The sequence below is a fragment of the Pseudomonas sp. GW821-FHT09C09 genome (assembly GCF_059418105.1).
The window spans coordinates 561,668-579,627 of sequence record NZ_JBWKPF010000004.1; the positions used below are offsets into that span (position 1 = coordinate 561,668).

At 60.8% G+C, this 17,960-nt stretch carries 19 protein-coding genes; 6 read left to right on the plus strand and 13 right to left on the minus strand.

Annotation, left to right across the window (positions count from 1 at the left end):
* Positions 1 to 11 precede the first annotated feature (11 nt).
* Positions 12 to 1,622 carry an arylsulfatase gene (locus AC07NR_RS16075; protein WP_495078935.1) on the plus strand — a complete coding sequence of 537 codons (1,611 nt, stop codon included), beginning with the start codon at positions 12 to 14 and terminating at the stop codon, positions 1,620 to 1,622.
* A gap of 53 nt (positions 1,623 to 1,675) precedes the next feature.
* Here the strand turns inward: AC07NR_RS16075 and AC07NR_RS16080 are convergent, their stop codons facing one another.
* Positions 1,676 to 2,749 carry a fatty acid desaturase gene (locus AC07NR_RS16080; protein ID WP_495078936.1) on the minus strand — a complete coding sequence of 358 codons (1,074 nt, stop codon included), beginning with the start codon at positions 2,747 to 2,749 and terminating at the stop codon, positions 1,676 to 1,678.
* A gap of 100 nt (positions 2,750 to 2,849) precedes the next feature.
* Between AC07NR_RS16080 and AC07NR_RS16085 the strand changes: the two genes are divergently transcribed.
* Complete coding sequence (locus AC07NR_RS16085; protein WP_085733379.1) at positions 2,850 to 3,854, plus strand: AraC family transcriptional regulator; 1,005 nt, start codon at positions 2,850 to 2,852, stop codon at positions 3,852 to 3,854.
* A 15-nt stretch (positions 3,855 to 3,869) separates the two neighbouring features.
* Here the strand turns inward: AC07NR_RS16085 and AC07NR_RS16090 are convergent, their stop codons facing one another.
* From AC07NR_RS16090 to AC07NR_RS16105, 4 genes are all read right to left on the minus strand, one after another.
* Positions 3,870 to 5,093, minus strand: a complete 1,224-nt coding sequence (locus AC07NR_RS16090) for a type II toxin-antitoxin system HipA family toxin (RefSeq protein WP_495078937.1) — start codon at positions 5,091 to 5,093, stop codon at positions 3,870 to 3,872.
* A complete protein-coding gene (locus tag AC07NR_RS16095) occupies positions 5,086 to 5,334 on the minus strand; it encodes a helix-turn-helix domain-containing protein (protein ID WP_085746304.1) in 249 nt (82 codons plus the stop codon). Before AC07NR_RS16095 ends, AC07NR_RS16090 begins: the two co-directional genes overlap by 8 nt.
* A gap of 114 nt (positions 5,335 to 5,448) precedes the next feature.
* Entirely contained in the window at positions 5,449 to 6,837 is a 1,389-nt protein-coding gene (locus AC07NR_RS16100; RefSeq protein WP_248738747.1) for a heavy metal sensor histidine kinase, read from the minus strand.
* A complete protein-coding gene (locus AC07NR_RS16105) occupies positions 6,827 to 7,507 on the minus strand; it encodes a heavy metal response regulator transcription factor (RefSeq protein WP_119428570.1) in 681 nt (226 codons plus the stop codon). The genes AC07NR_RS16100 and AC07NR_RS16105 overlap by 11 nt, the downstream gene beginning before the upstream one ends.
* Before the next feature lie 136 nt (positions 7,508 to 7,643).
* Between AC07NR_RS16105 and AC07NR_RS16110 the strand changes: the two genes are divergently transcribed.
* Together AC07NR_RS16110 and uraH are read left to right on the plus strand one after the other, a co-directional pair.
* Positions 7,644 to 8,126: a GlcG/HbpS family heme-binding protein gene (locus AC07NR_RS16110; protein ID WP_495078938.1), complete on the plus strand. Its 483-nt coding sequence runs from the start codon at positions 7,644 to 7,646 to the stop codon at positions 8,124 to 8,126.
* Between the two features lie 16 nt (positions 8,127 to 8,142).
* Positions 8,143 to 8,553, plus strand: coding sequence for a hydroxyisourate hydrolase (gene uraH, locus AC07NR_RS16115; RefSeq protein WP_495078939.1), 411 nt, complete (start codon positions 8,143 to 8,145; stop codon positions 8,551 to 8,553).
* A 60-nt stretch (positions 8,554 to 8,613) separates the two neighbouring features.
* On the opposite strand, the gene AC07NR_RS16120 is transcribed toward uraH, so the two are convergent.
* Positions 8,614 to 8,940 (minus strand): hypothetical protein, encoded by a 327-nt coding sequence (locus AC07NR_RS16120; protein WP_305833356.1) that lies wholly within the window; start codon positions 8,938 to 8,940, stop codon positions 8,614 to 8,616.
* 69 nt (positions 8,941 to 9,009) lie between these two features.
* Positions 9,010 to 9,693 carry a Crp/Fnr family transcriptional regulator gene (locus AC07NR_RS16125; protein ID WP_305833357.1) on the minus strand — a complete coding sequence of 228 codons (684 nt, stop codon included), beginning with the start codon at positions 9,691 to 9,693 and terminating at the stop codon, positions 9,010 to 9,012.
* Positions 9,694 to 9,778: 85 nt separating this feature from the next.
* On the opposite strand from AC07NR_RS16125, the gene AC07NR_RS16130 reads away from it, so the two are divergent.
* Positions 9,779 to 10,303: an Mpo1 family 2-hydroxy fatty acid dioxygenase gene (locus tag AC07NR_RS16130; RefSeq protein ID WP_438300337.1), complete on the plus strand. Its 525-nt coding sequence runs from the start codon at positions 9,779 to 9,781 to the stop codon at positions 10,301 to 10,303.
* Positions 10,304 to 10,356: 53 nt separating this feature from the next.
* On the opposite strand, the gene AC07NR_RS16135 is transcribed toward AC07NR_RS16130, so the two are convergent.
* From AC07NR_RS16135 to dibA, 6 genes are all read right to left on the minus strand, one after another.
* Positions 10,357 to 11,346 (minus strand): sulfate/molybdate ABC transporter ATP-binding protein, encoded by a 990-nt coding sequence (locus AC07NR_RS16135; protein WP_085733384.1) that lies wholly within the window; start codon positions 11,344 to 11,346, stop codon positions 10,357 to 10,359.
* 3 nt (positions 11,347 to 11,349) lie between these two features.
* Complete coding sequence (gene cysW / locus AC07NR_RS16140; protein ID WP_003220512.1) at positions 11,350 to 12,222, minus strand: sulfate ABC transporter permease subunit CysW; 873 nt, start codon at positions 12,220 to 12,222, stop codon at positions 11,350 to 11,352.
* 13 nt (positions 12,223 to 12,235) lie between these two features.
* Positions 12,236 to 13,054 (minus strand): sulfate ABC transporter permease subunit CysT, encoded by an 819-nt coding sequence (gene cysT / locus AC07NR_RS16145; RefSeq protein WP_085712655.1) that lies wholly within the window; start codon positions 13,052 to 13,054, stop codon positions 12,236 to 12,238.
* A 71-nt stretch (positions 13,055 to 13,125) separates the two neighbouring features.
* Positions 13,126 to 14,139: a sulfate ABC transporter substrate-binding protein gene (locus AC07NR_RS16150; protein ID WP_065257482.1), complete on the minus strand. Its 1,014-nt coding sequence runs from the start codon at positions 14,137 to 14,139 to the stop codon at positions 13,126 to 13,128.
* 132 nt (positions 14,140 to 14,271) lie between these two features.
* Positions 14,272 to 14,454: a sulfur starvation response protein OscA gene (gene oscA, locus AC07NR_RS16155; RefSeq protein ID WP_085712654.1), complete on the minus strand. Its 183-nt coding sequence runs from the start codon at positions 14,452 to 14,454 to the stop codon at positions 14,272 to 14,274.
* A 190-nt stretch (positions 14,455 to 14,644) separates the two neighbouring features.
* Entirely contained in the window at positions 14,645 to 16,564 is a 1,920-nt protein-coding gene (gene dibA, locus AC07NR_RS16160) for a phosphodiesterase DibA (RefSeq protein ID WP_248738704.1), read from the minus strand.
* A 146-nt stretch (positions 16,565 to 16,710) separates the two neighbouring features.
* Between dibA and desA the strand changes: the two genes are divergently transcribed.
* Positions 16,711 to 17,895, plus strand: a complete 1,185-nt coding sequence (gene desA / locus AC07NR_RS16165) for a delta-9 fatty acid desaturase DesA (RefSeq protein ID WP_248738705.1) — start codon at positions 16,711 to 16,713, stop codon at positions 17,893 to 17,895.
* Positions 17,896 to 17,960: the final 65 nt, after the last annotated feature.

The window sequence follows — 17,960 nt, forward strand, 5'->3', positions numbered from 1 at the left end:
GGAGCCTGTTGATGCCGCAACGTCCCAACTTTCTGGTGATTCTGGCCGATGACCTCGGCTTCTCCGACATCGGTGCCTTCGGCGGCGAAATCGCCACACCGAACCTCGATGCCCTGGCCAACAATGGCCTGCGCCTGACTGATTTTCACACTGCGCCGACCTGCTCGCCGACCCGCTCGATGCTGCTCACCGGCACCGATCACCACATCGCCGGTATCGGCACCATGGCCGAAACGCTGACCCCGGAACTGATCGGCAAACCGGGTTACGAGGGTTACCTGAACGACCGTGTCGTCGCGTTGCCGGAGTTGCTGCGCGAAGCGGGTTACCAAACCTTGATGAGCGGCAAATGGCACCTGGGCCTGACCGCTGAACTGGCGCCCCACGCCCGTGGCTTCGAGCGTTCGTTCTCGCTGCTGCCCGGCGCGGCGAACCACTACGGATTCGAACCGACCTACGATGAACACACGCCCGGCCTGCTGAAATCCACCCCGGCGCTGTACATCGAGGACGACACGTTCATCGACGAACTGCCGAAGGATTTCTATTCCTCCGACGCGTTCGGCGACAAGCTGTTGCAGTACCTCAAGGAGCGCGACCAGAGCCGGCCATTCTTCGCCTACCTGCCGTTTTCCGCACCGCACTGGCCGTTGCAGGCTCCCGCCGACATCGTCGAAAAATACCGTGGCCGCTACGATGCGGGCCCCGAAGTCTTGCGCCTCGAGCGTCTGGAAAAACTCAAATCGCTGGGGCTGATCGAGCCGGATGTCGAGCCGCATCCTTTGATCCAACTGACCGCGCAATGGGCTGCGTTGAGCGATGAGCAAAAGCAGATTTCCGCACGGGCGATGGAGGTCTACGCCGCGATGGTCGAGCGCATGGACTGGAACATCGGCCGCGTCGTCGACTATCTGCGCCAGCAGGGCCAGCTCGACAACACCTTCATCCTGTTCATGTCCGACAACGGTGCCGAAGGCGCGCTGCTGGAAGCCTTCCCGAAATTCGGCCCGGAGCTGGTGACCTACCTGAGCCAGCATTACGACAACAGCCTCGACAACATCGGCCGCGCCAATTCCTACGTCTGGTACGGGCCGAACTGGGCGCAGGTGGCGACCGCGCCGTCACGCCTGTTCAAGGCGTTCACTACAGAGGGCGGGATTCGCGTTCCGGCGCTGCTGCACTATCCGCAGTTGCCGCTGAAGGGGCAGATCAGCCACGGTTTCGGCACAGTGATGGACATCACGCCGACCATCCTCGATCTGGCCGGCGTGCGGCATCCGGGCAAACAGTGGCACGGCAAACCGGTGGCGCCGTTGCGTGGTAAATCGTGGTTGGGTTTCCTGTCCGGCGAGACGGCGCAGGTGCATGACGAACATACCGTCACCGGTTGGGAATTGTTCGGGCGACGGGCGATTCGGCAGGGGCAGTGGAAGGCAGTGTGGATCCCCGGTCCGGTCGGGCCGGCGACCTGGCAGCTTTATGATTTAGGGACTGACCCGGGGGAGGTTCATGACCTGGCGACCAGTCAGCCGCAAAAGCTTGAAGCGCTGATCGAGCATTGGCAGCGGTATGTGGAAGAGACCGGGGTGATTCTAAGCGAGTCGCCGTTTCAGCTGGATTGAGGGTGGCTGATGCAGGGCTATCGCCGGTTAGCCGGCGATAGCTTCGGATACCTTCAAGCCTGAGCCGTCTGCACCTCTTTCTGTACGATTTCTTCCTTGCGAACAAACCTGTTCGCCCGCCCGAACGTCCCGAAATCATTGAACCGGACGCCCATCTCCCGCATCACTTTATGCGCCACCGGCACGGTCAGCTGGCGAATGTAAAACGGCTCCTTCACCACAAAATGATGAATCCCGTGACTGCTGCCAAAGTTGAAGCAGAACGCCTGCAACGGCCACAGCCACCACGGATTCAGCACCTGGCATTGCTGCAACACATTGCCCGGCTCCACATCACCGTAGTAATGCATGTTCGAGCTGATGAAGTGCAGGCAAAACGTGCGCAACACATTCGGGCCGATGATCACCACAGCGGCAATATCGATCACTTGCATCACCGACAACGTGGTCGCTGACCATTCGATCGGCGAGCCCATCAGGTAAGCGATGCCGTTAGCCGCATGGAACCCGAGGAACACATACCACGCGCCCCAATGCACCAGCGCCAGCGGCGCGTAGACCTTCAGCGAACGCTTGATGATGCTGAACTTGTGCGCCCAGGTCTTGGCCCGCAGCATGCGGATGAATGCCGACATCACGTTGTCGCCGACCATCAGCAACCGCGCCAAACCCCATGGCTCGCCGTTGGTGATCGCCCGTTCTTCCATGTCGGTTTCAGTGCCAGAGACCTTGTGGTGATTGAGGTGCAGATGACGGCGGATCCACGGGTTGATCGTGCTCGGCCGCGCCAGCCACACCAGGCCCATCATCAGGTTGTGCGGCACGCGCTGTTTGCGGAAATACATACTGTGAATCAGGTCGTGCTCCAGCTCATGGGTCAGCGAGGCGAAAAACGCGTTGAGCAACAGGCACGCCCACCACGCCATATGCCCAGTGATGTAGAGCGCCGCCGAGCCGATCATCCCGGCCAGGGCAAACGCCAGAATCCCCGCACCGAGGGCGTCCTGATGCTTGAGAATCGGGTAACGCTCGCGCAGCTCGACGCCATTGGCCAGCACCACTTCGCGAATATGCGCTGATCGCTGGGCAGCATTGTGTCGCTGGGGACTTGCAGAAGTACGGTCCATGCTTCCATCCTCTGGTTATTGATGTTCGCATCCTGCCCCGCGCAGGGTCCGGACGCGGTAGCCGAGAACGCCAACCTGTTGACCGGAAGCGCCAATCAGCATGAAAGAACCGACTTCTCTCGCCAGCTGGACCCGTGCCCTGCGCAAGCAACTCGACGCGCTGGGGCTGGACAGCACTGCCCTGTGCCAGCAGGCCGGGCTCGATCCGCAGCTGATGGACGACCCGAACGCCCGCTATCCGTTGTCCGCCACCACGCGTCTGTGGGAAATCGCAGTGCAGGTCAGCGGCGATCCGGCGATCGGTTTGCGCGTGTCGCGTTTCGTCAGCCCCACGACGTTTCACGCGCTGGGATACGCGTTGGTGGCCAGCGGCAGCCTGCGGGAAGTGTTCGAGCGGATCGTGCGTTATCACCAAGTAGTCAGCGACGCGCTGGAACTGGAGCTGACCCGCAGCGAAGACCGCTACCGGTTTCGCCTGAAAATCCCGGCCGACAACCCGGCCCCGGCCTTCGAAGCCATCGACGCCTTTGCCGCGATCTACGTGCGCACCTGCCGCAATCGTCTCGGCCGCGACTACGCGCCACTGGCGGTGTACCTGCGCCGCCCGGAACCGGCCGATGCGCATCAATGGCACAAGGTGTTCCGCTCGCCGGTGCATTTTTCAGCCGAAGAAGACCGCATCGAATTCGCCCTCACCGACTTCGACAGCCACCTCGACGACGCCAACCCGGAACTGGCCGAGCACAACGAAGCCGTGCTCAAACGCACCCTCGCCCAGCTCAAGCCGCTGACCTGGGAGCGCAAGGTGCGCGACGCCATCGAAGAACAACTGCCCGAAGGCGAACCCAGCGCCGAACGCATCGCCCAGGCCCTGCACCTGAGCCTGCGCAGCCTGCAACGGCATCTGGCGGACGAGGGTTGTCGCTTCGACACCCTGCTGAATGAAAGCCGCGAGAACCTCGCGCTGTTGCACCTGCGGGATCCGCAATGCTCGCTGAGTGAGGTCAGTTATCTGCTGGGGTTTGCCGATACCAGCAGCTTCAGCCGCGCGTTCAAACGCTGGACGGGGATGACGCCGGGGCAGTTTAGGGATCAGTTGCGTTGAGCGCACATCGGTCGCTCAACCCTTGGTCAGACTGCGCTCAATCCCGGATTTCCACTGCTCGATCATTGCCGCACCCACCTCGCCGAACGACTGATGGGTTCGGCAATGCTCAAGCATTTCCGCCATCGCCGCCTGCATGCCATGAACAACCTGCTGCAGCAGTTCATTGCACCGGCCTTCCGTCAGATTGCACGCCGTACGGCCGAAGCGGATGAGCGCCTTGTACTTGGGCCATGCCTTCGACCCGCCCAACAGCAAGGCCAGGCTGTCGTTCCTGATGTAAACCGATGTAGTGATGATGTCGTATGCCGGGGCCAGCCGGATCGAGGCCTGCGCGCCACAATGGTCATACAGCACACCGAAGTTCTTCAGGTGCGCATCGCCGTTTTTCAGTCCCGCTGACAGCGCTACGATCTTGAAAAAAGCTTCCAGCGCCTGACTCAACAACGCAGGCGAAACAAAGGCCTTGATCTGTCGCGCAGCGCCTTCGTAAGAACCATCGTATTTGGCTCTGGAAGGCCAGCCGTTGAGTACACAAAAGTCCTCGAAACCCAGATAGCCGTGCTCAATCAGGTCAAAACGCTCGACCACCAGAAACTTGCCCTGCTCACTCAATTCAAACTTTGGCACTTCGAGTCCGCTAAGCGCCGCGGCGCGCATACAGAAGTACTCGTTGGTCGCCAGCTCGGGAAACTCTTCGGGACGGAAGGCTTTGACCAGATGTGTGGAGCCTCGGTGGGTCAGGCGATCAACTGCTGCCGCACTATCGCGCACCAGCACTTTGGGCTGCACACCCGAAACCCCGGAGTATTGGCCGTACTTCTGTAGCAAATCATCGAACAGTCCCTGGGCACCGTCATGCACCAGAAGCTCAGCCAATGATGTTTCGGGCTGACGCTCGGTTGCCGACTCGCTGGTAATCGCCAGCCGCCCCAACTGATGCGGTCCGACAATAGCGAGCAAAGCGAAATCATCAAAACCGCGGACGGCCTTACTGAAGCGTCGAACCAGTTCATCGCGTAACGCGCCTTCCGGCAGATTCATTTCGAAAACGGGATGAATGCCCCGCTCCCAGCCGTAGCTCTCCAGCCGGGTCGGCATTGTCAGCGACACCGCATTTTCATCGATGGCGCCCTCGCGATAGCTGAACACACTGTCCATCCCCGGCTGCCCTCGACCGAGCGTTCCGACAGGGCTATCAGCGACGGTGATGTGCAAGCGATCTGTCGGCTCAGTCATGGAAATTGACCTTCTGCAACGCGTCGAGTGTCGGGCGTTGCGCTCTCACGGGAACCGCCGTCAGCTCATAGCCAAAGCCGTTGAGGATCGCCTCGACTTTGCGCAGACCAATTTCAGAAATCGTATTGTTTTCGATACCCGAAATGGTGGCGCGGCTCATGCCGTAACGTTGCGCCAGCGCCTGTTGCGAGAGTTTTTGCGCTTTGCGCAGAGTTCTGATCAGTTCGCCCAACTGTTCCATGACACACCAGTGCATTATATGCAGTGCAATAAAGCGTAATTAAAATTATATGCATCGTATTTGATGCCAATTCAGGACGAGTCTAGCTCAGATGAAGCGGCATGTGCGGGTCGATCAGCGACTGGTTACAAATCCAAGCTCAAAAACCGTGCCCTGCGCATCACTGCTCACCCGCACCCGCCCCCCATGCAATTGCATGATCGACTGCACGATCGCCAGTCCCAAGCCGCCGGAGTCTCCCGGCTCCGCGCGGGACGGGTCGACGCGGTAGAAGCGGTCGAACAGTTTGCCAAGATGCTCATCCGCGATGACCGGGCCGAGGTTGTGGACTTGTAGCCAGCACACGCCTGGCTCATCGCGCCGGCACAGGCTGATGACCGAACCCGCATCAGCGTGGCGTACGGCGTTGGCCAACAGATTGCCCAAGGCGCGTTGCAGCAGTTGCTGATCGGCCAGCAATTCTCCGCTGAATGTGTTTTCGAGGCGGATTCCCCGGTCATCGGCCAGGGCTTCGAAGTAGTCGCACAACTCAACGCCGACTTCGTGCAGCTTCAGCGTGCGCAGATCGAGCGCCCGCTCGGCCTGCTCTGCGCGAGCGAGAAACATCAGGTTTTCGGCCATGCGCTTGAGCCGCTCGAACTCGTCCATGTTCGACGCCAGTACTTCCTGATACTCGGAGCTGCTGCGCGGATAATTCAGTGCCTGCCCGTTGCTGGCGAGCAAGGTGTGCAGGGGCGTGCGGATTTCGTGGGCGAGGTCGGCGGAAAACTGTGAGAGACGCTGAAAGCCGTCGTCCAGCCGCACGAGCATGCCGTTCAGCGCGTGCACCGGCTCCAGCAATTCCGCCGGCGTGCCGGCGGTGGGAACGCGTTGGTCGAGGCTGCGCAGGTCGATGCCACGGAGCGCTTCACTGAGTTTGCGCAGAGGTCGCAAACCTCGGCGCAGCAGCACCAGGCCCAGTGTGAAAGCGAGTAAGGCACCCACGCCGACGGCCAGATACAAGCGCAGGCGATAGCTGCCGAGCATCTGCGCGCGCTCGCTCAATACCTTGCCGGCAATCACGGTCAGCGATTCGCCGTTGGGGCCTTGGGCCTGACCTGACAACAGGGCGAGCTCGACACCGTCCGGCGCCTGCCAGGTCAGCACATCGCTGAGTTGCGGAGGCTGATCCCGGGGAATGGCCTGCACGGCTGGCAGTGCGCGTTGCCGAGGGTTGATCGCAATCACAGTCGAACCGTCCACGCGGCGCACCAGCAGCAAACTGTCGAGGTTGCCAAGCATGTTCTGGTACAGCCGTGGCCGCGCCTGCAAGGCGTCGAGGCTGTCGCTGTCGGCGAGCAGCGCGCGTACCTGTTCCAGACGACCGAGCAAGGCCATGTCGTCGCGCCAGGCGATTTCCGAGGCCAGTGAGCGATACAGGAATACGCCAATCGCGCTGAGCACCAAGGCACAGACTGCAGCGAATGCCAGGGCCAGGCGCCAGGCGATTGACCTAGAGCGCATCATCGGGCGCTTCAAGTTGATAGCCGACCCCGCGCACGGTGTGGATCAGTTTGGGCATGTACGGATCATCGACTTTCGAACGCAGCCGGCGCACTGCGACTTCGACCATGTTGGTGTCGCTGTCGAAATTCAGGTTCCACACCTGCGAAGCGATCAGCGTGCGCGACAGCACTTCACCCTGTCGGCTGGCGAGCAAATGCAGGAGGGCGAACTCCTTGTTGGTCAGGGCGATGCGCTGGCCGCCACGGCTGACCCGGCGGCGCAGCACGTCAATTTCCAGGTCGGCGATGCTGTACGACTCGGCTTCGCGCATCGGCCCGCGCCGCAACAACGTGCGCACCCGCGCGAGCAACTCGGCGAAGGCGAACGGCTTGAGCAAATAGTCATCGGCCCCCAGTTCGAGGCCGCGCACGCGGTCTTCGATAGCATCCTTCGCCGTCAGGAACAGCACCGGCGTGGCGCCGCGCTGGCGGATCAGCTGGAGCAATTGCCAGCCGTTGAGGCCCGGCAGCATCACGTCGAGGATGATCAGGTCATATGCCTGCTGCTCGATGAAGTAGCGTCCGTCGAGGCCATTGAGCGCCACGTCCACGGCGAAACCCGACTCGCCCAGCCCTTTGGCGAGGAAATTCGCGGTTTTGGCTTCATCTTCTACAACCAGCAAACGCATGGCACACCTCAATTGATCAGAGGCACAGGCTAGGCGCCTTCGGCGGCGTTGCCCATTACAAACTTGTAATCCGACTGACGAGGTTTCGACGGGGACCGGCGGATAAGGTGACGGCCTTCGCTTCTGGAGCCTGCCCATGACCGTCAAATACTTGATTGCCAGCCTGGCAATCGGCCTCAGTGGTGCCGTTTTTGCCGCACCGGAGCTGCCCCGTCACGCCGATCTCGATCTGAAAACCGCACGGCTGCTGGCCGACGCGACGCTGGAACACTGCACCGGCACGGTATCGGTGCTCGACCGTGGCGGCAACCTGTTGGTGACCTTGCGCGGCGACGGTATCGGCCCGCACAACACCGTCGCCAGCCAACGCAAAGCCTACACCGCGCTATCGACGAAAACCCCGACCCGATTGTTCGCCGAGCGCGCCCGCAGCAATCCGGAAACCGCCAATCTCAACACCCTGGACGAGTTGCTTTTGCTCGGTGGCGGCATCCCGCTGTTCGCTGGCAAGGAACTCGTCGGCGCCATGGGAGTGGCCGGTTCCGGCGGCGGCGAGCAGGACGAAAACTGCGCGATCAAGGCTGCCGAAATCGTCGGCCTGTCCATCAACCGTACTTGACCCCAGGAGCATCACCATGACCCCACTGCGCATGACGTTCGCCGCGCTCGGCCTGAGCGCTTTTTCAAGCCTGGCGCTGGCCGCCGGTAATCCACTGAGCGTGCACGTACTCAATCTTGAAAACGGCCTGCCGTCGCCAGGCATCAACGTGACATTGGAGAAACACGTGGGCCAGGACTGGCAGCCGCTGGCGCAGGGCACCACCAATGAACAGGGGCGGATCGCCGAACTGTTCCCGGCGAACAAACCGTTCGAGGCGGGTGAATATCGGGTGGTGTTCAAGACCGGCGAGTACTTCGAGAAGACGAAGCGCGAGACGTTTTTTCCGGAAATTCCGGTGATTTTCAATGTGAAGCAGTCGGATCAGCACTATCACATTCCATTGCTGCTCAGCCCGTATGGCTTCTCTACTTATCGCGGCTCGTAGACCTCAAAAAATCGCAATGTGGGAGCAAACGCCTGACTCCCACATTGAGTGAGTGTGTGCTTATCCCGAGACAACTTTGAAATCGAAGATAGCCGTAAATGGTGACCTTTCACGGTTATTCGTTTGGAACGCAACGGCTGAGAAGGAGCGTTCCGACAGTTGAACGTCAGTGCTCCAACTACCGTCAGCCTGGACGAAAGCGGACGCGAGATCGGTACCATCAAATGGAACTGATACAACAACTACCATCCACCCCGGCAGACCGGTGCCCGAAAAATTTACCGGATTCTTGACATCTCCATTCGGAAGATTGACCACAGGCGGTTCGACACTCAGGTTCTCAGTGAGCTTGGTGTGATCAACGCCGCTGGTTACGTTACTGTTCATCGGGTCCAACTCCTTTGTGGTCGTATTCGACTCACTTCTTGTACGCCGCCCGACATGCGCCGACTACTGTCAGATCTGACAGGTGATGCGCAACTTTTCCATGTCCAGTATCTCGATTTCCCCATAACCGAGACCAATAATTCCTCGATCTTTCAAGTCCTTGAGGATCTGGTTGGTGGTCTGCCGCGACAGCGACAGCATCGACGCCAGTTGTTCCTGAGGCAGTTGCAGTACGCGGCGCGGCGGGTCGAGTTCGCCGTAGCCTTCGGCGATCATCAGCAAGCGATGGGCCAGACGCGCCGGGGCTGGCAGCAGGCTCAGCTGTTCAAGATTGATGAAGGTCAGACGCAGTTTGTGGCTCATCAGCAGGGCCAGATGCCGCCAGTAAACGGGATGTTCGTCGAGCAGTTTCAACAGCGCGGCTTGCGGGATATTCAGCAACAGACATGGCCCGACCGCGTAGGCATCGTGGGTGCGGGGCTGGCCGTCGAACAGGCAGATTTCGCCAAACCAGTGCGGCGCCTCCACCAGGCTCAGCAACGCTTCCTTGCCCTGCTCGCTGACCGCGCCGATGCGCACTGCGCCGTCGAGCACCGCGTACAGCCCGCACGGCGCATCACCGCGCTGGAACAAGCGCTGCCCCGCCGCCAACCGCCGCTCCTTTGCCGCTGCCAGCAGACTATCCTGAAAGGACGAAGGCAGATGACTGAACCATTGCCCGGTCAGCAGGCGCTCGCGCCAGACCTTTTCCATGCGTTCTCCCAAAGATTGTCGCCTGCCTGACAGAGCAAGCCGTGAACCCGAGGCATGATTCGATCACCCTACAGGAGGAACAACAATGAAAAGCCTCGTCGATCATTTGAGTCAATACGCCGCTTACCACCGTGATCCACGCAACATCGCCAGCCACTTTATCGGGATTCCGCTGATTGTGGTGGCGGTGGCCGTGCTGTTGTCGCGGCCGGAATGGTCGGTGGGCGGGTTGTGGATTTCGCCTGCCGTTATCGTGGCGCTGGCCTCAGCGTGGTTTTACCTGCGGCTGGAAGTGAAACTTGGTGTGTTGATGACCGCACTCATGGGGCTATCGGTCTGGGCCGGGCACGTTCTGGCGCAGCAGAGCACCATGGTCTGGCTCAGCAGTGGTCTGGCGATGTTTGTGATTGGCTGGGCGATCCAGTTTGTCGGCCATCACTATGAAGGGCGCAAACCGGCGTTTGTGGATGACTTGAGCGGGTTGATCGTCGGGCCGCTGTTTGTGGTGGCCGAACTGGCGTTCATGCTCGGGATGCGCCATGAACTGAAAGAGCAGATCGAGGCGCGGGCGGGTGTGGTGCGGGTGAATCCGAATCGTGCAGCTGTCTGAACCGCTGCCCGGCTCGCTCGTTCCCACGCTCGGCGTGGGAACGAGCGATGCTTTTAAAGGCTGGCGACTTTCTGCCAGACCTTCGGCTTGAAGAACAACGTCTCCCCCTTCGCCAACCCGGTCAGGCTGTCGTGGTCTTTCACCACTTCCGCCTCGATCAGGTCAGTCTGGCCTTCAACCTTCAACGTCACCCGCGTGGTCGCGCCCAACGGCCGGATATCGCGGACTTCAGCGGCATGATGATCCTCCAGCTCATGTCGCGACAGCGACACTTCGTGCGGGCGGAACAACACGTGGTTGTCATCCCCCAGATGCAGGCGGTTCGAGTCGCCGAGGAAGTGATAGACGAAATCGCTGGCCGGGTTCTCGTAAACATCGCCCGGTGAACCGATCTGCTCGATCACGCCCTTGTTCATCACAACGATGCGGTCGGCCACTTCCATCGCTTCTTCCTGATCGTGGGTCACGAACACCGAGGTCAGATTGATGTCTTCGTGCAGGCGCGCCAGCCAGCGGCGCAGCTCTTTACGCACCTTGGCGTCGAGGGCGCCGAACGGCTCGTCGAGCAGCAGCACTTTCGGCTCCACCGCCAGGGCGCGGGCCAGGGCGATACGCTGACGCTGACCACCGGACAGTTGCTCGGGATAACGATCCGACAGCCAGTCCAGTTGCACCATGTTCAGCAGCTCGTGAACTTTGGTCGCAATCTGGCTTTCGCTCGGGCGCTGGTTTTTCGGCTTCATGCGCAGGCCGAACGCGACGTTGTCGAACACGGTCATGTGGCGGAACAGAGCGTAGTGCTGGAACACGAACCCTACGTTGCGATCGCGCACGTCGTGGCCGGACACGTCTTCGCCGTGGAACACGATGTTGCCGTTATCCGGGGTTTCCAGACCGGCAATGATGCGCAGCAGGGTGGTCTTGCCGCAGCCGGACGGGCCGAGCAATGCCACCAGCTCACCGCTGTGGATATCCAGGCTGATGTTGTCCAGCGCCTTGAACGCGTTGAAATTCTTGCTGACGTTACGCACTTCGATCGACATGAATTATTCCTCCGCGGCGCTGGCGCGCAGGCGGTTGATACGGTTTTCGCTCCACTGCTTGAGCAGCAGGATGAAGAGCGCCAGGATCAGCAACAGGCTCGCCACGGCGAACGCGGCCACGTGGTTGTATTCGTTGTAGAGGATCTCGACGTGCAGCGGCAAGGTGTTGGTCACCCCGCGAATGTGCCCGGAAACCACCGACACCGCACCGAACTCACCCATGGCCCGCGCGGTACACAGCACCACGCCATAGATCAGGCCCCACTTGATATTGGGGACGGTCACGTGCCAGAACATCTGCCAGCCGTTGGCGCCGAGCAGGCGCGCGGCTTCCTCTTCCTGAGTGCCTTGTTCCTGCATCAGCGGGATCAGCTCACGGGCCACGAACGGTACGGTGACGAAGATCGTCGCCAGCACGATGCCCGGCAGGGCGAAGACGATCTGGATGTCGTGATCCTGCAGCCACGGCCCGAACAGGCCCTGGGCGCCGAACATCAGCACGTAAACCAGACCGGCAATCACCGGCGACACCGAGAACGGCAGGTCGATCAGCGTCACCAGCATGCTCTTGCCACGGAACGAGTATTTGCTCACGCACCACGCGGCGCTGACACCGAACACCAGGTTCAGCGGCACCGAAATCAGCACCGCAATCACGGTGAGTTTCAGGGCCGACAAGGCATCCGGTTCAAAGATCGCCGTGAAGAATGCACCGAGGCCGTTCTTCAAACCCTGCGACACCACGATGAACAGTGGCAGCACCAGAAACAGGAAGAAAATCAGCCAGCCGAGGCCGATCAGCACTCTGCGCGAAGTGGCGCTGCCACGGCGGGCGGCGTTGGCCGAGGAAGCGGCCGCAATAGACGATTGGGACATGGTTCGCGCCTCCTTATGGGGTTTCGATGCGCCGCTGCAACAAGTTGATCAGCAGCAACAGGACGAAGGAAACCACCAGCATCAACACGCCGATGGAGGTAGCGCCGGTGTAATCGTACTGGTCGAGCTTGACCATGATCAGCAGCGGCAGGATTTCGGTTTTCATCGGCATGTTGCCGGCGATGAAAATCACCGAACCGTACTCGCCGACGCCCCGGGCAAACGCCAGGGCAAAACCGGTCAGCCACGCCGGCAACAGCGCCGGCAGCAGGATGTGGCGGAACACCTGCAATGGTTTCGCACCGAGGCACGCCGCCGCTTCTTCGACTTCACGCGGAATGTCGGCCAGCACCGGCTGCACCGTGCGCACCACGAACGGCAGGGTCACAAAGGTCAGCGCCAGGGTAATCCCGAGCGGGGTGTAGGCAATCTTGAAACCGAGGTCGGCGGCGAATTGCCCGACCAGCCCGGTCGGCGTGTACAGCGCCGTCAGCGCGATACCGGCCACTGCGGTCGGCAGGGCGAACGGCAGATCGATCATCGCATCGATCACCTTGCGCCCCGGGAACGTGTAGCGCACCAGCACCCACGCCAGCAACGTGCCGATGATGCCGTTGATGATCGCGGCGCACAGCGCGGTGCCGAAGCTCAGCTTGAGTGCGGCGAGAACGCGGGGGGCGGAAATGATCGTCCAGAACTGATCCCAGGTGAGCTGTGAGGCGTGGATGAACATCGCCGCCAGCGGGATTAGCACAATCAGGCTGAGGTACACCAAGGTGTAGCCCAGCGTCAGCCCGAAGCCGGGTATGACGGGGGAGATACGACGCGACATAAAAGTCCTTGGTTTGAGAACGCACAAAGCCCCGACGGTTAAATCGGGGCTCGTTTATGACCTATTTCAGATTACTGCGCCTGATAGATCTGGTCGAACACGCCACCGTCGTTGAAGAATTTCGGCTGCGCGGTTTTCCAGCCGCCGAAGTCCTTGTCGATGGTCACCAGTTCCAGTTTCGGGAACTGCTGGGCGTACTTGGCGGCCACGTCCTTGTCACGCGGGCGGTAGAAGTTCTTCGCCGCGATTTCCTGGCCGGCCGGGCTGTACAGGTGCTTGAGGTAGGCTTCGGCGATCTGCTCGTTGCCCTTCTTCTCGGCGTTCTTGTCGACCACGGCCACCGGAGGTTCGGCGAGGATCGACAGCGAAGGCACGACGATGTCGAACTTGTCCTTGCCGCCGTCCTCTTTCAGCGCCAGGAAGGCTTCGTTTTCCCAGGCCAGCAACACGTCGCCCTGACCGTTGTTGACGAAGGTGATGGTCGAGCCACGGGCGCCGGTGTCCAGGACCGGAACGTGCTTGAACAGGGTTTGCACGTATTCCTTGGCTTTCGCTTCGTTGCCGCCGTTGGCTTTCAGGCCGTAGGCCCACGCCGCAAGGAAGTTCCAGCGTGCACCGCCGGAGGTTTTCGGGTTCGGCGTGATCACCGAGACGTCGTTCTTGATCAGGTCGCCCCAGTCCTTGATGCCTTTCGGGTTGCCCTTGCGCACCAGGAACACGATGGTCGAGGTGTACGGAGTGCTGGCGTCCGGCAGACGCTTCTGCCAGTCGGCCGGCAGGGTCTTGCCGAGTTTGGCGATTTCGTCGATGTCGCCGGCCAGTGCCAGGGTCACGACGTCGGCGCGCAGACCATCGATCACCGCACGGCCCTGCTTGCCCGAACCGCCGTGGGATTGCTGGATTTTCACGGTGTCGCCGGCATGCTCTGCCTGCCAGTACTTCACGAATTCGGCGTTGTAATCCTGATACAGCTCGCGGGTCGGGTCATACGAAACGTTGAGCAGTTCGTAATCCTTGGCAACCGCGGAACCGGCAAACACAGCGCTGGCCAGGGCGGCCAGAGCGTAACGGCGAATCGACGACATGGTGAAAGCTCCTGGAATTCTTGGTGGTGGCTTTTTCTTATGTATTGCGGGAATCGGGTTGCTCATTCAGTGATCGCGCCTGCGGCAACTCCTGCGCATGGCCCCCTGCAGGAGCTGTCGCAGATGCGATCTTCAGGCCTGCTTGTTGCCCGGTTGCTGCAGACGGAATTTCTCTTTGCGTTCGATCTGGACGACTTGGGCGTTGTGCACAGTGATCTCCACCGCGCCGAAACGCAGGTCGCGCAAGGCGCTCTGGATTTCACGCAAGATGGTGGTTTCGTCCTGACCGTCAACGCTACGCAGGGATGCGCTCATGGTGCTGCTCCTTTGTATGGGATATGCCTGGCAGTGGGCGGCACTGCGTTCGGCGTGGGAGCAATATAAGAGAGGCGCAGATATTCTTAAAAAGACTATTTAAGAATGTTTATATAACTGGAAAACATTATGTGATGCAGCAAGGGTTTGCGGCGGATTTGCCCGTTCGCAAACCCGCTGTGCACATCCTTCAGCCGATTGCCGGCGCTCTGGCCCAGTCGATCTGCGCTTCAGGCACCGGCCGCCCGAACCAGTAGCCCTGCCCCAGATCGCACGCCTGCTCCAGCAGGAACGCAGCTTGCTCGGCCTGCTCGATACCTTCGGCGTGCACTTGCATGCCCATGCTGCGGGCCAGGGCGATGATCACCCGGACAATGGCGGCATCGTCCTCGTCCCAGGGCAGGCCGGCGACGAAACCCTGGTCGATCTTCAGCTTCTGCACCGGCAGGCGCTTGAGCCGCAGCAGCGACGAATAACCGGTGCCAAAGTCATCGATGGCCAGGCGAATCCCCAGCTCGCGCAGACGATGCATCTGTTCCAGCGCCACTTCCGGGTCATCCATGACTGCACTTTCGGTGACTTCCAGCTCCAGATACGCCGGATCGAGGCCGGTGTCGTGCAGCACCTGCGCCACCTGTTGATACAACTCGCGGCGGGCGAACAGTCGCGACGAAACGTTCACCGCGACAAACGACAACACCACCCCGGCCTGCTGCCATTGGCACATCTGGCGGCAGGCCTGCTGCATCACCCAGGCGTCGATTTCCGAGATCATCCCGGTGCGTTCGGCGATCGGGATGAACTCCGCGGGTGACACCAGGCCACGCTGTGGGTGCTCCCAGCGCACCAAGGCCTCGACGCCGATCAGGCGGCTGGTCTGCAGGTCGTGGACCGGTTGGTAATAGACCCGCAGCTCTTGTTGCTCCAGTGCACGGCGCAGTTCGAAGGCGATCTCGACCCGTTGCTGGGCATGAGCGGTGAGTTCTTCGGTGTACAACGCGTAGCCATTGCGGCCGCTGCTCTTGGCCTTGAACAACGCGGCGTCGGCATTGCGCAACAGCTGTTCGGCGCTCAGGGCATCACTGGGAAACAGGCTGATGCCGAGGCTGGCGTTGATGAACAATTCGTGGCCGTCGAGACAGAACGGGTCCTTGAGCGCATCGAGAATCCGTTGGGCCAGGGCTGCGGCCTGCGCCGGCTGTGGACAACTTTCCATCAGTACCGCGAACTCGTCGCCGCCCAGGCGCGCCAGCGTGATGCCCGATCCGAACAGCGCCTGCAAACGCACGGCGACCGCCTTGAGCAAACGGTCACCGATGTTGTGGCCGAGGCTGTCGTTGATCAGTTTGAAGTGGTCCAGATCGATCATCAGCAGCGCGCAGCCGCGCTTGTGGGTCTGTGCCGATGCCAGCGCCTGCTCGGCGCGATCGCTGAACAGCAGACGGTTGGGCAGATCGGTCAGCGGGTCGTGGTGGGCCAGGTGCTTGAGCTCGTGCTCGGAGTCCTTGATGGCGCTGATGTCGGAAAACACCGCGACGTAATGACTGAGCCGACCGTCCTCGTCGCGGATCACCCGGATGGTTTGCCACTGTGGATAAATTTCACCGCTCTTGCGCCGGTTCCAGATCTCGCCACTCCATTCATCCTTCGCCTGCAGCGTGGCAAACATCGCCTGATAGAAACCCGGAGGATGGTGCCCGGACTTGAACAGGCTGGGCTGCTGGCCAATGACTTCTTCACGCCGGTAGCCGGTGATTTCCATGAACGCGCGATTGACGTGCACGATCAGCCCCTGCCGGTCCGTCACAAGCACGCCTTCGCGGGTGCAATCGAACACAGCAGCGGCCTGACGCAAGCGTTCGCGATCGGCCTGGCGCTCACGCAACCGGGCACCGATGCCCAGACATTCGAACAGGCGCGCCCGGGCAAGAAAGATCAAACCGGCGCTGAACACCACAAAGGCATAGCCGTTGATCAGTTGCCAACGCAGCAACTGATCAGAGCTATCGAAGAAACTGTTCAATAAATAGCCAATGCCTTGCAGCCAGACAACGGCAAGAACCAGGTAAAGCAGCGCTGCACGCAAGGCATCGCGGTATGTGGCAGACATTCGGCCGTCCATGTCCCTACAAAAATGTCGGGATTATAGGTCAAGAAACATCCAGCCATCTCTTATCTGAAAGGGCGACTGGTTTTATCTGTGTGCTTGGTGATAATGCAACGGCTGTTTTTTCTCTATCGAGGGCCCTATAGCCTATGTGGTACGAAGGTTTTCTTGGCTTGTCGGCCTGGTCACTGGTCGCCGTGACCCTGTTGATGACCCATGTGACGATTGTTGCCGTCACGGTCTACTTGCACCGCTACTCGGCCCATCGCTCCCTGGAGCTGAATGCCGGGCTGAAGCATTTCTTCCGCTTCTGGCTGTGGCTGACCACGGCGCAGAACACCCGCGAGTGGACCGCCATCCACCGCAAGCACCACGCCAAATGCGAAACCGAGGATGACCCGCACAGCCCGGTCGTCAAGGGCCTGTCCACGGTCCTGCGCAAAGGTGCCGAGTTGTACCGCGAAGAAGCGCAGAACCCCGAGACCCTGCGCATCTACGGAAAGAACTGCCCGGAAGACTGGATCGAGCGCAACCTCTACAGCCGCTATCGCCTGCTGGGCATCGCGATCATGGCGGTCATCGACCTGCTGCTGTTCGGCACCATCGGCATCACCATCTGGGCGATCCAGATGATGTGGATCCCGGTCTGGGCCGCCGGCGTGGTCAACGGTCTCGGCCACGCCATCGGCTACCGCAATTTCGAATGCCGCGATGCCGCGACCAATCTGGTGCCATGGGGCATCCTGATCGGCGGCGAAGAGCTGCACAACAACCATCACACCTACCCCAACTCGGCCAAGCTGTCGGTCAAGAAGTGGGAGTTCGACCTCGGCTGGGCCTGGATCCAGGTCTTCAGCTTCCTGCGTCTGGCCAAGGTGCAGCGCGTTGCGCCGATCGCCCACCGCGTCGAAGGCAAGGGCAGCCTGGACATGGACACCGCCATGGCGATCCTCAACAACCGCTTCCAGATCATGGCCCAGTACCGCAAGCTGGTGATCGGGCCGCTGGTGAAGCAGGAGCTGGACAAGGTCGATCATTCGGTACGCCACCAGTTCCACCGCGCCAAGCGTCTGCTTTCCCGTGAAACCAGCCTGTTGGAGGATCGGCACCACGCGCGCATCCAGAACATGCTCGAGCACAGTCAGGCGCTGAAGGTAATCTACGAGAAACGCCTGGCCCTGCAGCAGATCTGGGTCAAGACCAGCGCAAATGGCCACGACATGCTCGCGGCCATCAAGGAATGGGTCCACGAGGCCGAGGCCAGTGGCATCCAGTCCCTGCGCGAATTCGCCGACCAGTTGAAAACCTACTCGCTGCGCCCTGCCGCCGTCTGATGCCGTTGATCGGTGCGCCCGGCTCCCGGGCGCCCCCTTCGGAACTTCACCCCCGATCCCCTATC